This is a genomic window from Sediminibacterium roseum (assembly GCF_009939005.1).
Lineage (GTDB): Bacteria > Bacteroidota > Bacteroidia > Chitinophagales > Chitinophagaceae > Sediminibacterium > Sediminibacterium roseum.
On record NZ_JAACJS010000015.1, the window covers coordinates 307,771 to 321,470 of the forward strand.

The window sequence follows — 13,700 nt, forward strand, 5'->3', positions numbered from 1 at the left end:
ATCAACGGATCACATCATCGAAAGGTTGTTTGCAATCCTTCAACCTGTACACATAAAAATACCGCACCACGCCGCCATTTCTTCTCTGGTTGATGGTGTATGAACTTACCGAAGTAAAATGTTTCCCATAAATTTCGCCCACATCCATGGGCAGGTTGGAAGGAACGATCACATAGGCATCGTCTCCTTTTTTCAACGGTGCGCGTTCTTTGTTCAGCCATGCGAATTTGTGAATGTCCTCCAACGCGCCAATACCAAGCACACGCAAGCCGGTTTCCCTCGACGTATAAAATTCGATGTGCCCGCCCGGGAACCATTTGTTGACGAGGATCGGCGCATCGTTTTTCATCCTGCCGCTTGCGATGTCTGCCCTTGCTTCGGCGGCAAATGTTTTACTGAGGTCCTTCCAGCCCGAGAGATCGAGTGTAGGGCAATACTCGCCGTAGTTTGCTTTTTCATGGCTCCCGAAATTTACGGGCGAGAGGCGCACCAATGCAACACCGGCGATGAGTACTAGGATCATCAACACACCTGCAACTTTTATAAACCCGGGGAACACATGGCGCGATCTTTTTTCGAGGTACAGGCCCGCCACAAAAAACAAAGGTATATAGGCAGGACCGCTCCAATGCGGCAATGTGGGGTTCAACAGCGCCACACCCCAGAACAGAAGGATCATCGGCACACTCATGCACAGCAGCCAGGTAGACGCTTTCTTCCTGTTGAAACGGATGCGTTTGCGGAGCATTGCTACAAAAGCGATCAATAACAAAACAAACACCACGGGGTTCTGGTAAATGATCTCACCTCCTATCTCCCTTCCCAGCATATCCCATTGAATGGTGGTATGCGTTACGCGGCCCGAATGAAAACGGTAGGTGATGAAATCATTGATCACGTTCCAGTACACAATGGGCAATACGCAGAGCAGCGTAACAAATGCCGCTGCATACAGGCGCCAGTTGAGGAGCCATTTTGCCCTTGTGAGCAGGAGGAACAAGCCAAAGCCGGCCCATAAATACAGTCCGTGCACTTTGCAAAGGGTTGCAAGTCCGATCATCAATCCCAGTATCAGCCAGGTGCTTAATTTGTTTTCATCGTTCCTGATGAAGAGATGCGCCATGATGTAAAGCGATGCGGTCCAGAATGGCATTTGCGGCGAATCGGGCATGATGAACAACCCGGCGATCACACCCGTGTAAACGGAACAGTTGTACACAAGCGCCGAATACCACCCGGCCTTCTCGTTGCCGATGAGTTTGCCCGTTTTAAAAATGAACCAGGTTGAAAGGGCCGCGCACAGTATACCGCCGAGCCTTAATGAAACTTCCGATACCCAATGAAGATTGAAAGTGGTGAGGCGGATCATCCATCCTACCATGGGCGGATGGTCAAAATGATTCCAGTCGGGTTGAACAGCATAGGTCCAGTAATACACTTCATCGTTCCCTAATTCGATCAGCGAGGCGGTGACCAGTTTCAGTAGGGAAACGATCAGTATTAACCAGAGGACTTTTTTAGAATACTGTTGGTTCATCAGGGAATGCAGGATTTAGTGGTTGATCCGCCGCGGCGGTTGGATAGCGCTTCTGAAATACCGGATCTCAAAATTTCCCGTTGCACTTTCCAAAATTATGCCGAAACCAGGTATTACGGGCGATCCATCAGCCAACGAATTGCCAATTCATATCCTTTCAATCCCAATCCAAAAATGCTGCCGGCAGATTTGCCCGACACATGCGATAATTTCCTGAAGTCTTCGCGCGCATGCACGTTGCTGATGTGTACTTCCACAACAGGCGCCTTGATGGCCGCGATGGCATCGCCGATGGCCACGGAGGTATGTGTATATCCCGCAGGGTTCAGAACGATCCCGTCGTGATCGTATCCTACACGCTGCAGTTCATTGATAAGCTCCCCTTCTATATTGCTTTGGTAGTAATGAAAATCCACACCGGGAAACTGCGACCGTAATGTTTCGAGGAATTGCTCAAACGGCATATTTCCGTAGATATCCGTCTCCCTTTTACCGAGGAGGTTAAGATTGGGACCGTTGATGATGGCGATTTTCATGCGTCTAAGATACGCTTTTGGAAAGTTTAAAACTTTCCAAAAGCGCAAAGAACTTAGTTTTTCGACTCGTTGATCATCTCGATAAAGCGATCGAAAAGGTAGCGGCTGTCGTGCGGCCCTGGTGTACTTTCAGGATGGTATTGTACGCTGAAGGCGGGCCTGTCTTTTAAACGGATCCCTTCAATGGAATCGTCGTTCAGGTTCACATGCGTTACCTCAACATTCGGATGGTTGCGTACCGCTTCAGGATCCACGCCAAAGCCATGGTTCTGTGTTGTGATCTCGCATTGCCCGGTAATGATGTTTTTTACAGGATGGTTCAACCCCCTGTGTCCATGGTGCATTTTAAAGGTAGGGATGCCGTTGGCGAGCGCGAGCAACTGGTGGCCAAGGCAGATACCGAAAACCGGTTTGTTTTCTTTCAGGATCTCTTTCACCGTTTCAACCGCGTAAGGCATTGCCGCCGGATCGCCGGGGCCGTTGGAGATAAAATAACCGCTTGGGTTAAATTCTTTCAAACGGCTGATGCTTGTTTTCGCAGGGTGCACCCTAACATGGGCGCCTCTTGATACAAGACACTCGAGAATGTGTTTCTTCACGCCGTAATCGAGGACCGCCACTTTCAGCGGGGCGTTTGCATCGCCGAGTTCGTATTCTTCCGTGGTGCTTACGGTGCTGGCCAGTTCGAGGCCATCCATATCGGGCACTTTGTCGAGTTCTTTTTTGAGTTGTTCAACATCCAGTATCTCCGTGGAGATGATGCAGTTCATCGCGCCTTTTGTGCGGATGTGCGCAACCAGCGCCCTTGTATCAACACCTTCGATGGCTACGATGTTGTTTGCCTTGAGGTACTCATTCAGATCACCCTCTGCCATCAAACGGCTGAACTGCTCTTCAAGATTGCGCGCGATCAATCCGCGGATCTTCACACCTGAACTCTCCACATCTACAGATTTCACACCGTAGTTCCCTACGTGCACGTTGTTCATGATCAGGATCTGCCCGGTATAACTGGGGTCCGTAAACACTTCCTGGTAGCCCGTCATGCCGGTGTTGAAACAGATCTCGCCTGTTGCCGTTCCGGACTTGCCGAACGACTGCCCGTAAAATACATGTCCGTCTGCTAATAATAAGATCGCTGGTTGATTGGATTGGGTCATTGTTCTATTGGGTTTCGATTGCAAAAAAAACTCATCCTGGATTAATTGCTGTATATTTTTTTCCACCGCCCGCAGAAGAAAAGGGTGAGCTCCCTGGCCTGATCCTGTTCTCTTGCTGCAGGGCTTAAAAAAAAGGCAAAACCAATCAGTTTTGCCTTTTTATCAATTAGAAATCTTTCATTTTTATTCGCCTGCTTTTTCTTCTGTTGAAGGCGTTTCCGCTGCCGGTGTTGCTTCGGCTGCCGGTTCTGCTGCGGCTTCTGCTTTTTTAGGAGCGCGGCCACGGCGGGTTTTCTTAGCGGGTTCTGCTGCTTTTTCAACGCCCTTACCGTAGATCTCGTTAAAGTCTACCAGTTCGATCATTGCTTTTTCTGCATTGTCACCCGGACGGATCCCTAATTTCAGGATACGTGTGTAACCACCCGGGCGGCTCGCTACTTTTGGCCCTACTACGGTGAACAGTTCTTTCACCGCCGCTTTATCCTGGAGCTCAGCAAACACCAAACGGTGGTTGTGGCTGATCTGGAGCGCGTTTTCGTTTTTCTTTGTTTTGGTGATCAGCGGTTCAACATATGTTCTCAGCGCTTTGGCTTTGGCCAGAGTGGTAACAATACGTTTGTGTGTGATCAGCTGGCTCGCAAGGTTCTGCAATAAAGCAACCCTGTGTGCTTTCTTACGGCCGAGGTTGTTGATTTTGTCTCCGTGACGCATGACTTTTTGTTTTTAGATCTTGTACCGTGTCAGGAATTACAAGATGTGATTGAATCCAGCCTGTCCGGAACCACCGGTTTCGGGGGCGGCTGTTGTTTATTAATTGTCTAAATTATCCAGTCCAAGTTTATTCAGATCCATTCCAAAGCTCAAGCCTCTTTCGGTCAGAACCTGTTCGATCTCAGAAAGTGATTTCTGGCCGAAGTTCCTGAATTTCATGAGGTCTTCCTGCTCGTACTGAACGAGCTCGCTCAGGCTGTTGATCTTCGCTGCTTTCAGGCAGTTGAACGCACGCACAGAAAGATCGAGGTCTTCGAGTGGTGTTTTCAATACTTTGCGCAGTTGCAATACATGCTCATCAACCACATCTTCTTTCTTGTCTTCCTTGTTATCGAAAGTGATGTTTTCATCGGTAATGATCATCAGGTGCTGGATCAGGATACGTGATGCCTGCTTAACAGCGTCTTCAGGATGGATGGTACCATCTGTAGCCACATCGAGGATCAGTTTCTCGTAGTCTGTTCTTTGTTCCACACGGTAGTTCTCAATCGCGTATTTAACGTTCTTGATCGGTGTGTGAATAGAATCGATCGCGATGTATCCGAATACAGAATCTTTGATTTTGTTCTCTTCTGCAGGGATATAGCCACGGCCTTTGGCGATGGTAAGTTCGATATCCATTTTAGAAGTGGTATCCATGGTGCAGATCACCAACTCAGGGTTCATCACCTGGAAGTTTTGTGACAGTTCACCGATCATACCTGCAGTAAATTCGGTGCGGCCTTTGATGGATAATGTGATCTTTTCGTTGGCAACATCGTGCTCAACATGTTTTTTGAAACGAACCTGTTTCAGGTTGAGGATGATCTCCGTAACGTCTTCTGTTACGCCTTTGATGGTTGCAAACTCGTGGTCAACACCTTCGATCTTAATGCCTACAAGTGCGTATCCTTCCAATGAACTCAACAACACTCTGCGTAAAGCATTACCGATGGTCAGACCGAAGCCTGGCTCTAACGGACGAAATTCGAATTGTCCTTCGAAATCATTTGCTTTTTGTAAAACGATCTTATCGGGCTTCTGAAAGCTTAATATGGCCATATTAAAACTTGTTTTTACTTGTTTGTCTTTTCACCCACACGAAGCGAAAAGGAAAATATATGAGTCAGTGGTAAGTAGTGAATGGTAAGTCTGACCAACCATCCACTACTCACAACCCACTATTTAGAGTACAACTCGACGATCAACTGCTCCTTGATGTTCTCAGGAACGCTTTCACGCTCTGGGTAAGTGATGAACGTACCTTTCTTTTCAGCCTCGTTCCAGTCGAGCCAGCTGAACTTAGGATTCTTGCCACGGCTCTTGCTGGTTACTGCTGAATTATCACCGCTTTTTGGTTTGTATGTGATGATATCACCTGCTTTACACTGGTAAGAAGGAATGTTCATGATCTCTCCGTTCACCTGGATGTGTTTGTGGTTAACGAGCTGGCGCGCCTCAGGACGGCTCGCTGTTAAGCCCAGGCGGAAAACGGTATTGTCGAGGCGTGCCTCGAGCAATTTGATCAGGTTCTCACCGGTAACACCTTTCAAACGCTGTGCTTCTTCAAATGTTTTGCGGAACTGGCGCTCAAGTACACCGTAAGTGTATTTCGCTTTTTGTTTCTCGCGCAACTGAAGTGCGTACTCGCCTAATGTTTTGCGTTTTTTAGCCGCACCGTGCTGGCCCGGAGGGTTGCTGTTCTTACCCAACCATTTGCCATTGCCCAGGATAGGCTCTCCGAAAATTCTTGAAATTTTGGTCTTAGGACCTGTGTAACGTGCCATTGTTTTTGTTTTGCGATTTTTTAATGACGGCGGCTTATCTTAAAAATCTAAAATTGATAACCCACCCTTTATAATTGGTAATTAGGAATTAGTGATTAATAATTGGGTTTGTAGTTACGGATTCTTAATTTCTAATTCCTAATTCTTAATTCCTAATTCTTAATTGCTATTTATTATACACGACGTTGTTTCGGTGGACGGCAGCCATTATGTGGCAGGGGGGTAACGTCTTTGATAGAAGTTACTTCGATACCTGACTGGGAGATCGAGCGGATAGCGCCTTCACGTCCTGAACCTGGTCCTTTTACAAATACGTCAACTCTTTTCAGGCCCGCATCGAGTGCAACTTTGGCTGCATCGCTCGCTGCCATCTGTGCCGCGTATGGAGTGTTCTTTTTAGAACCTTTGAAACCCATTTTACCCGCACTGCTCCAGCTGATAACCTGGCCAGACTTGTTGGTAAAACTGATGATGATGTTGTTGAAAGTGGCAGAGATACGAACTTCGCCAGCTGCGTCTACTTTTACAATTCTTTTCTTCGCAACAGCTTTTGCACTGTTCTGCGCTTTTTGTGGTTTAGCCATGTTTGTTTTTTGAGGTAGTCTTTAAAAAATGAAATCCCACTAGGGGAACCGGGTACTCTCCTGCCCTTTTCGAGCGATCCAAGCTTCCGGATTTATATTGAATTAGCAATTGGTAATTAAGAATTAGTAATTATGAATTCCTTTAATTACTAATTCTTGACTACCAATTGCTAATTGCTGTTGTTATTTCTTCGCAACTTTCTTCTTACCTGCAACCGTCTTACGTTTACCTTTCCTGGTACGGCTGTTGGTTTTGGTGCGCTGTCCGCGAACAGGCAATCCTTTACGGTGGCGGAGGCCACGGTAGCAGGCGATGTCCAACAAGCGTTTGATGCTCATTGAAACCTCACTGCGCAAAGCACCCTCCACTTTGAACTCAGAGTTGATGATGTTACGGATAGCAGCCTGCTCATCATCATTCCACTGGCTTACTTTCTTATCGAAAGAAATACCTGCTTTGTCAAGAATATATTGTGCAGTTGAACGGCCAATACCAAAAATATAGGTCAGACCGATTTCTCCTCTTTTATTTTTTGGTAAATCAATACCGGCAATACGAGCCATAGTTTTATTTTAAATTATTACTGTACGTTTTTACTTGCAGCCTGTAACCTGTACCTGCCGCTTTTCAATTATCCCTGGCGCTGTTTGAAGCGTGGGTTCTTTTTGTTGATCACAAACAACTTGCCTTTTCTTTTCACGATCTTGCAATCAACGCTGCGTTTTTTAATGGAAGCTCTAACTTTCATTTTTTCTGTTTTTTATTACCCATCCCGGCCAAGGCAAGGTGGATCGCTTATTATTACTTGTACCTGAATATAATACGGCCCCGGCTCAAATCGTACGGACTCATCTCCACTCCCACTTTGTCACCAGGCAGGATCCTGATGTAGTGCATCCTCATTTTACCTGAGATGGTGGCCAGTATTTCATGACCGTTTTCCAACTTCACCCGGAACATAGCATTGCTCAGGGCTTCCAGAATTACGCCATCTTGTTTGATCAGTGGTTGTTTCGACATACGATTTTTGGGGCTGCAAAGATATTACAATACAGCCGGAATAAGAAAAATTAGTGGAAAAAAATTAGAAAAATGTGGAAAACACCTTGCAATTCCGCCCGTTTAAGGGCAAATCTACGCAAAAACCGGTTAATTGAACAGGTTTACCGGCAGTATGAACTCCCAAACATCCGGGTTGGTTGCACCACGGAACTGGTTGTCGAGCAATCGGCTATACCTTAACCCGAAAGTAACCGTCTGCTGGTTCCACCACCTCGTATCGAAGAACAGCTCAGTGCCCACCGTTCTGAACGGGGTTACCATGCCGGTGCGGCGGCTCTTTCCTTCCGTATAATCAAAAAAGACATTGGAGCGCACACGCAGGAAATAAACGATGTTGTCAAAACCCCAGTCGGGGTATGCCACCGGGAAATGGTAGTTCACCCCCAGTTTCCACATATCCGGGAAATCGACGGCGGAATAGCCCCTTGCAAACGGGAAGTTGTTGGCAAACAGGTACTGCTGCAAGGTATCCCTGCTGTGGAACGCCGCGGTAAGCACGATGCTGTGGCTGTTCATCAGCCCCGGGAAATACAGGGCGCCGCTCGCCAGGAACTGGTGACCCTTGTATTGATTTACGATGTTCCGGTACTGCAGGAAAATATTTTGCGCAAAATGCGGGTAGATCTGCTGCGCCGCCTTCTGCGATTGCGAAGTAAACGAGATCCTGCTTTGCAGGTACTGGATATCCGCATCGCGGAAGAGGGACTTGCCTATGCCCGTCCATTTTACCCGGTTCAGGTTGTAGGTAGATGAGAGGGTAAGGTACCGGTACTGCTTACCGCCCGAAAGGTTCAGCGGCAACTGGAGCCCGGCATAACCCGCGAGTTCGTTCCAGTGTACGGTGGTATCGGGACGGTACAGCCCGGTACGGTTCCAGGTATGACTGATGCCGAACAATGGCTGCAGGTAACTTCCGCCATAAATGCCGCTGTAGCCTGCTTTGTGGCTTCCCTCGTTCTCATTATAAGTGTAAGCGAGTTCCGATTGAAGCGTGTTGAGCACATTCTGCCCGTATAAAGTAAAAGAGTATTCCGGCGGCTCATAATAGGGCCGGTAGCTGTGTATGTTCAGCAGGTTGTGCGATTTCCGGTATTTGGAAACATCGTACTGGTGCTGCGGCAAACTATCAAGCATCGCTTTTTCGCGTGGGGAGAAAACATCGTTGCTGAAAACATTGTTGAGGTACCGTTCCTTCAGTTCGTCCTTGATATCCACACGCTGCCACAGGGGTTTGAAGGCCGCGAGGCGGTAGCCATCTGCGGTAAATGCCGAGCCGATGAGGGTACTGTCTTTGAGCAGCCCCTGGTAAATACCGGTAGCATAAGAAGCCAGCCTGAACGGCCCCTTTCTTTCTTTCCCGTCCACGATCGCCCAGAGCTCGTCTTTGCCTTCGTAAGTTGTGGTGAAGAGCAGTGTATCGTTCTGCACGTTAAGGAAACCGATGAGGCGGTTTGATAGGGGCACCAGTATCTCTCCTGCCCCGTTATCGCGCAGCGAATATTTAACAAGCGCCATTTGCCCGCCTGCATTTCTCGACGCAACATAATAATGGGCATCATCCGCAGCAAATTTAGGGTGAGAGAAAACGATACCGCTCCGGGGCAATGAGTCGAACAAGATTCCCTGTTGGTTGATGAGTACGATGCGTGAGCCCGAGAGCGGATCCATTTCAACCGCGATGATGTTTTTGCCATCGCGCGAAATATCGGGTGAAAAATATTTGGTGCCGTTTGCCACGGTCTGCTGTTCGCCGGTGGCCACATCCAGCACACGGATGGAATTGAATTCGCGGTTGCCCCAGCGCAGGTCAGGTTGTGAGGCTGCGTAAACGATCCTCCCGTTGTTGTAAGAAAAATAGTTGTCGGGCGAAATATCTTTCACGGCGATCTTTTCTTCTTTCCCGTTCTCACTGATCCTGTAAAAAGCCGGCACCTGTCGCCTGCTGTTCTTCAATACAATGAACGATCCATTTCCGGCACGGTACGGATACTGGTAATTTACCACATCGTGCTCCGCTTTCGCGGTGATCCATTGCGGCTGCACGGTTGGAACAAGCGCCCATTGCTGTTTGTAATATTGCATCGCGTCGTTCACAAATTGTGTGAAGGAAACGCCCGTATTGTTTTTTACCGCTCCCTGGAAAGGATAGACCAATGGTTTGAAACGCGATGCATCGTCTGTGATCTTGCGCCAGATGTCTTCGCCGTATTTCTTCCTTCCATATCCCACCAGTAAATAACCGAGGTCGTAATGATCCGGCACAAAATCGCGCAGCGAACCATTGCGCATTTTCATGTAGCTGTATTGCCTGTTGGCGATGTATAGCGATTGATAGTTGCTGATAAAAAGCGGCAGCGTACCCCTTCCCTGCTGTGTCAGTTTTGTTTCGTTGAACACGGCATCGCCCTCAAAGAACCAATCGGGAACCGAAGCGGCATTGGCCACCACCTGCCCCTGTTCCCCTAAAAGGATATGCGCGAGTTTGGAGAGGCCCTTGTTGAAATTGCTGTACTGCTGCACATGTCTGAATTCGTGAACGGCGAGCTGGTCGGCCCAGTTGTTGGCGCCCAGTTGAAAGGGATCCTGTAAAGGCGTAAGGTAGAACTCGCTGCGGTACGGCGCCAATCCTACATAGCCGTTCGAGAACAACGCCTGGTGCTGCAGCACGATGTTCACTTTCCTGATCTTGTCGCCGATGGAATGCGAATGGTTTTGCTGAAGCGAATGAATGATGTTGGCGATGCGTTGCGCCTTTGCATCGTATCCCTGCGGAAAGATCACGCGCACCGTATCTGTATTGACCTGCATCCATTTTACCGACGACGGGTTACCACCAAACTGCTGGGCATTCAGGTTACAAACAGCAAAAACAAAAAAGATAACGAACAGGAAGCCTTGTCTCATGCGGGCAAACGGTTTGTTTAAAGTTAGGGCAATCTCACTACTCCCGCTTCTGTAAACAAAAAAGACGCCAATGCTGAGGCGTCTTTTAAAAATTATGAATTTCCCTACATCGGGTCGCTGGTAAGATGGATCTTGGTCATGTCGAGATACTGGTTCTGCAACTGGTGCACATAATGAACATCGGGGTTGTGGCGCCTGTCTTCGCGGTACCACATTTCCATATGCGAAAAATCACCATTAACAGGCGTTACAATACGGAATGAACCCTTCATGTATTTTGCCGAGCCATCCTCGTTATCCTGTTTCTGGAAACCGAGTTTGAGCACCTGCTCTTCTGTGAGTTCGATGGGATACAGGTGATCGGTAGAGAACCAGAACTCCTGTACCTCGGTTTGCACGCAAACCTGTTTTTCATCTCCGTTCAACCGGACCACCTCACCTTCCCACATTTTCCCTTCATACTCCGCACGCAGATAGTCTCCGATCTTGATGTCGCTGAATTTGATCATATGGCAATAGATTTTTAGAATGAGAAGTTAGGATTTTTTTTTAGAAAAACATTGGGAGCCCGGGTTAAAATGGTTTTACGCCCAACCCTGTGGTCGTTTCCTTTCACTCCGCCCAACTCATTGTGTATCCTTCGTTCTCTATCTCCAGCGCTTCCTGTGTAAGCTGGAGCGGGTGGAACGTATCAACCATTACGGCGAGTTCCTGTGTTTCTTTTTTGCCGATGCTTTTTTCCACTGCGCCGGGGTGCGGGCCGTGTGGAATGCCGGCGGGGTGCAGCGTGATCATACCGCGGGTCACATTTTTGCGGCTCATGAAATCGCCATCCACATAATACAACACTTCATCGCTGTCGATGTTGCTGTGGTTGTAAGGCGCGGGAATCGCATCGGGATGGTAATCGTACAGGCGCGGGCAAAAACTGCACACCACAAAATTGTTCGCCTCGAATGTCTGGTGCACGGGCGGCGGCTGGTGCACGCGCCCCGTAATGGGTTCAAAATCGTGGATGCTGAAGGCATAAGGATAACAGCAGCCATCCCATCCCACCACATCAAAAGGATGGTGTGCGTAATGCAATCCGTATAAAACGCTTTTCTTTTTTGTCTTGATGAGAAAATCCCCCGCCTCGTCTTTTGTAACCAGGTGCTTCGGAACACGGATATCGCGCTCGCAATAGGGCGCGTGCTCGAGCAATTGCCCGTATTTGCTGAGGTACCGTTTGGGATAGCGGATCGGGCTGAAACTCTCCACGATGAACAAACGGTTATCCGCATCGTTGAAATGAACCTGGTAGATCGTACCCCGCGGAATAACGAGGTAATCGCCGTAAGCAAATTCGAGCTCGCCGTATTGTGTGGTCAGTTTGCCGCTGCCCTCGTGTACGAAGATCATTTCGTCTGCATCTGCATTTTTGTAGAAATAATCTTTCATGCCCTCCTGCGGCGCTGCCAGAACAATGTGGCAATCGTTGTTTACCAGCACCGCCTTGCGGCTTTGCAAAAAGTCTTTTTCGGGTTTGATGTTAAAGCCCTCGAAGCTCCTGTGTTTGAGCATTTTTTCTTCCGCCACTTTTGGCGCCACATTCACCGGCTCATCCGTATGGATGATCTGCGTGGGCGGGTAGGTATGGTACAGCAAGGAATAATCGTTGCTGAAACCTTCGGTGGAAAACAATTGTTCTGAATAAAGGCTCCCATCCGGTTTACGGAACTGTGTGTGCCGTTTGTGCGGAATGGTGCCTGCGGTATGGTAATGAGGCATTTTCTGGTGATTGATGATCCGTAATAATATTTTGCTGCTGCTGCTGCGCAGCCATCTCTCGTCGATACTGGCTTTAACGCCCGCTAAAAGCAAGTTGCAGGGATACCATCAGGAAATAATATTTCCAGACACGTTTGTCTATCCAATATGTGAAGTTTCTATGGAAGGGCATGGCAAGCGGGTGTAACCTAAAGTTAGGCAATAACGGGCAGTGGATCGCGAATGGGCCCGTGTAATTTTTCACAAAAAAAGATACCCTCTATCGAATTAACGGGCAACAACGATCTTGTACTTCGTTCCTTTGATCTTTTCATTCTGAACCAGGGGCAGCAGGGTCTTGATCTTGTGTTTTTTAACGGCTACGAAAGCATTCCTGTCGTTTACGATGATCAGCCCGATCTCGTGTTTCTCCAATCGTCCCTTTTGCGAAAGAAAACCCACGATGTCCACTTTATTGAGCTTGTCCTTCTTTCCGCCGTTGATGTACACCGTTACCCATTCTGCCGGTTTGGGAAGTTTCGCATGGTGCGGCACCTCCAGTTCTCCCGGTTTTTGGCGGATGTAACCAGGAAGTTGTTCTTCGGTATGCACCAGCAGGTATGCCGTTCCTGTTTCTTCCATCCTTGCCGTGCGCCCGTTCCTGTGGGTGAACTCTGCTTCGGTGGAGGGTAGGTGATAATGGATCACATGCTTCATTTCAGGAATGTCCAGCCCGCGCGCGGCAAGGTCTGTTGCTAACAGGAAACGGTTGCTCCCGTTCCTGAACTGGATCAGCGCCTGCTCCCGCTGCATCTGCTCCATGCCCCCGTGAAATGCGCCGCATTCGATCCCTTTTTCCCTTAACAGGGTGGAGGCACGTTCTACTGCATCGCGGTGGTTAAAGAAAACAATGGCGGGTTCGCTGTTGATATAAGCAAGCAGGTCAACAAGGCGATCCACTTTGTCTTTCTCCTCAGATACCACCAACTGCAAGGTCAGCGCCGCTTCCTTTTTGGTTTCATCCATGTTGTTGAGCACGGTCAGTTCATCCGATACTTCTGCAAATGCAGGGATGTCTACAGTTGCCGTTGCCGACACAAATATTTTTTTATCCAATTTTTCCAGTGAACGGAATATATAGGACATGTCTTCTTCAAACCCCAGCGCAAGCGATTTGTCGAACTCGTCCAAAACCAATGTGCGCACCGCTTCGCGGGAAAAGGTTGCGCGTTTGATGTGGTCGGCGATACGGCCGGGCGTTCCGATCAGCAGCGCGGGTGGTTCTGCGAGGTTTTGTATTTCGGTCTGCATATCGTGGCCGCCGTAACAGCAACTCACCTTAAAGCCCGTTGCCATTTTTTTCCAGACCTGTTCTATCTGTATCGCCAGCTCGCGCGAAGGTGTGAGTACAAGGCATTGCACCTGCTTCCCGTTTTCTTTGAGCAATTGCGAAATGGGCAACAGGAACGCAAGCGTTTTTCCCGACCCCGTAGGCGCCAAAAGCAGTACTTCGTTTTTTTCTGCGATGGTGGCGGAGGCAGTTTCCTGCATGGCATTGAGGGAAGCAATATCGAGCGACGACAATATCGATGGTATGGTTGGCATGGCGCAAAGATACTAAAAAGCGAAG

General features: G+C 48.4%; 14 protein-coding genes. All 14 read right to left on the reverse strand.

The window, feature by feature from the left end; translation table 11 throughout:
- Position 1: 1 nt before the first annotated feature.
- Entirely contained in the window at positions 2–1,537 is a 1,536-nt protein-coding gene (locus tag GWC95_RS12430) for an ArnT family glycosyltransferase (RefSeq protein ID WP_161819053.1), read from the reverse strand.
- Positions 1,538–1,650: 113 nt separating this feature from the next.
- Positions 1,651–2,073 (reverse strand): type II 3-dehydroquinate dehydratase, encoded by a 423-nt coding sequence (gene aroQ / locus GWC95_RS12435; protein WP_161819054.1) that lies wholly within the window; start codon positions 2,071–2,073, stop codon positions 1,651–1,653.
- 53 nt (positions 2,074–2,126) lie between these two features.
- Positions 2,127–3,233, reverse strand: a complete 1,107-nt coding sequence (carA, locus tag GWC95_RS12440) for a glutamine-hydrolyzing carbamoyl-phosphate synthase small subunit (protein WP_161819055.1) — start codon at positions 3,231–3,233, stop codon at positions 2,127–2,129.
- A 183-nt stretch (positions 3,234–3,416) separates the two neighbouring features.
- Positions 3,417–3,944, reverse strand: a complete 528-nt coding sequence (rplQ, locus tag GWC95_RS12445) for a 50S ribosomal protein L17 (RefSeq protein WP_161819056.1) — start codon at positions 3,942–3,944, stop codon at positions 3,417–3,419.
- Positions 3,945–4,043: 99 nt separating this feature from the next.
- A complete protein-coding gene (locus tag GWC95_RS12450) occupies positions 4,044–5,045 on the reverse strand; it encodes a DNA-directed RNA polymerase subunit alpha (RefSeq protein WP_161819057.1) in 1,002 nt (333 codons plus the stop codon).
- A gap of 119 nt (positions 5,046–5,164) precedes the next feature.
- On the reverse strand, positions 5,165–5,770 hold the full coding sequence (rpsD, locus tag GWC95_RS12455) for a 30S ribosomal protein S4 (RefSeq protein WP_161819058.1): 606 nt from the start codon (positions 5,768–5,770) through the stop codon (positions 5,165–5,167).
- A 173-nt stretch (positions 5,771–5,943) separates the two neighbouring features.
- Positions 5,944–6,354, reverse strand: coding sequence for a 30S ribosomal protein S11 (gene rpsK, locus GWC95_RS12460; protein ID WP_161819059.1), 411 nt, complete (start codon positions 6,352–6,354; stop codon positions 5,944–5,946).
- Between the two features lie 183 nt (positions 6,355–6,537).
- Positions 6,538–6,918, reverse strand: coding sequence for a 30S ribosomal protein S13 (gene rpsM / locus GWC95_RS12465; RefSeq protein WP_161819060.1), 381 nt, complete (start codon positions 6,916–6,918; stop codon positions 6,538–6,540).
- Between the two features lie 68 nt (positions 6,919–6,986).
- On the reverse strand, positions 6,987–7,103 hold the full coding sequence (gene ykgO, locus GWC95_RS12470; RefSeq protein WP_161819061.1) for a type B 50S ribosomal protein L36: 117 nt from the start codon (positions 7,101–7,103) through the stop codon (positions 6,987–6,989).
- 53 nt (positions 7,104–7,156) lie between these two features.
- A complete protein-coding gene (gene infA, locus GWC95_RS12475) occupies positions 7,157–7,375 on the reverse strand; it encodes a translation initiation factor IF-1 (RefSeq protein WP_026752042.1) in 219 nt (72 codons plus the stop codon).
- Between the two features lie 129 nt (positions 7,376–7,504).
- Positions 7,505–10,321 (reverse strand): TolB-like translocation protein, encoded by a 2,817-nt coding sequence (locus GWC95_RS12480; RefSeq protein ID WP_161819062.1) that lies wholly within the window; start codon positions 10,319–10,321, stop codon positions 7,505–7,507.
- Between the two features lie 104 nt (positions 10,322–10,425).
- Positions 10,426–10,830, reverse strand: coding sequence for a hypothetical protein (locus tag GWC95_RS12485; protein WP_161819063.1), 405 nt, complete (start codon positions 10,828–10,830; stop codon positions 10,426–10,428).
- 103 nt (positions 10,831–10,933) lie between these two features.
- Complete coding sequence (locus tag GWC95_RS12490) at positions 10,934–12,184, reverse strand: homogentisate 1,2-dioxygenase (RefSeq protein ID WP_237722149.1); 1,251 nt, start codon at positions 12,182–12,184, stop codon at positions 10,934–10,936.
- 174 nt (positions 12,185–12,358) lie between these two features.
- Entirely contained in the window at positions 12,359–13,675 is a 1,317-nt protein-coding gene (locus tag GWC95_RS12495) for a DEAD/DEAH box helicase (protein ID WP_161819064.1), read from the reverse strand.
- Positions 13,676–13,700 lie beyond the last annotated feature (25 nt).

Excerpts from the sequence above, each read along its gene's own strand:
- rpsD (WP_161819058.1), bottom strand. The coding sequence starts at position 5,770 with ATGGCACGTTACACAGGTCCTAAGACCAAAATTTCAAGAATTTTCGGA.
- rpsM (WP_161819060.1), bottom strand. The coding sequence starts at position 6,918 with ATGGCTCGTATTGCCGGTATTGATTTACCAAAAAATAAAAGAGGAGAA.
- GWC95_RS12480 (WP_161819062.1), bottom strand. The coding sequence starts at position 10,321 with ATGAGACAAGGCTTCCTGTTCGTTATCTTTTTTGTTTTTGCTGTTTGT.
- aroQ (WP_161819054.1), bottom strand. The coding sequence starts at position 2,073 with ATGAAAATCGCCATCATCAACGGTCCCAATCTTAACCTCCTCGGTAAA.
- infA (WP_026752042.1), bottom strand. The coding sequence starts at position 7,375 with ATGTCGAAACAACCACTGATCAAACAAGATGGCGTAATTCTGGAAGCC.
- GWC95_RS12495 (WP_161819064.1), bottom strand. The coding sequence starts at position 13,675 with ATGCCAACCATACCATCGATATTGTCGTCGCTCGATATTGCTTCCCTC.
- ykgO (WP_161819061.1), bottom strand. The coding sequence starts at position 7,103 with ATGAAAGTTAGAGCTTCCATTAAAAAACGCAGCGTTGATTGCAAGATC.
- carA (WP_161819055.1), bottom strand. The coding sequence starts at position 3,233 with ATGACCCAATCCAATCAACCAGCGATCTTATTATTAGCAGACGGACAT.
- GWC95_RS12430 (WP_161819053.1), bottom strand. The coding sequence starts at position 1,537 with ATGAACCAACAGTATTCTAAAAAAGTCCTCTGGTTAATACTGATCGTT.
- rplQ (WP_161819056.1), bottom strand. The coding sequence starts at position 3,944 with ATGCGTCACGGAGACAAAATCAACAACCTCGGCCGTAAGAAAGCACAC.
- GWC95_RS12485 (WP_161819063.1), bottom strand. The coding sequence starts at position 10,830 with ATGATCAAATTCAGCGACATCAAGATCGGAGACTATCTGCGTGCGGAG.
- rpsK (WP_161819059.1), bottom strand. The coding sequence starts at position 6,354 with ATGGCTAAACCACAAAAAGCGCAGAACAGTGCAAAAGCTGTTGCGAAG.
- GWC95_RS12450 (WP_161819057.1), bottom strand. The coding sequence starts at position 5,045 with ATGGCCATATTAAGCTTTCAGAAGCCCGATAAGATCGTTTTACAAAAA.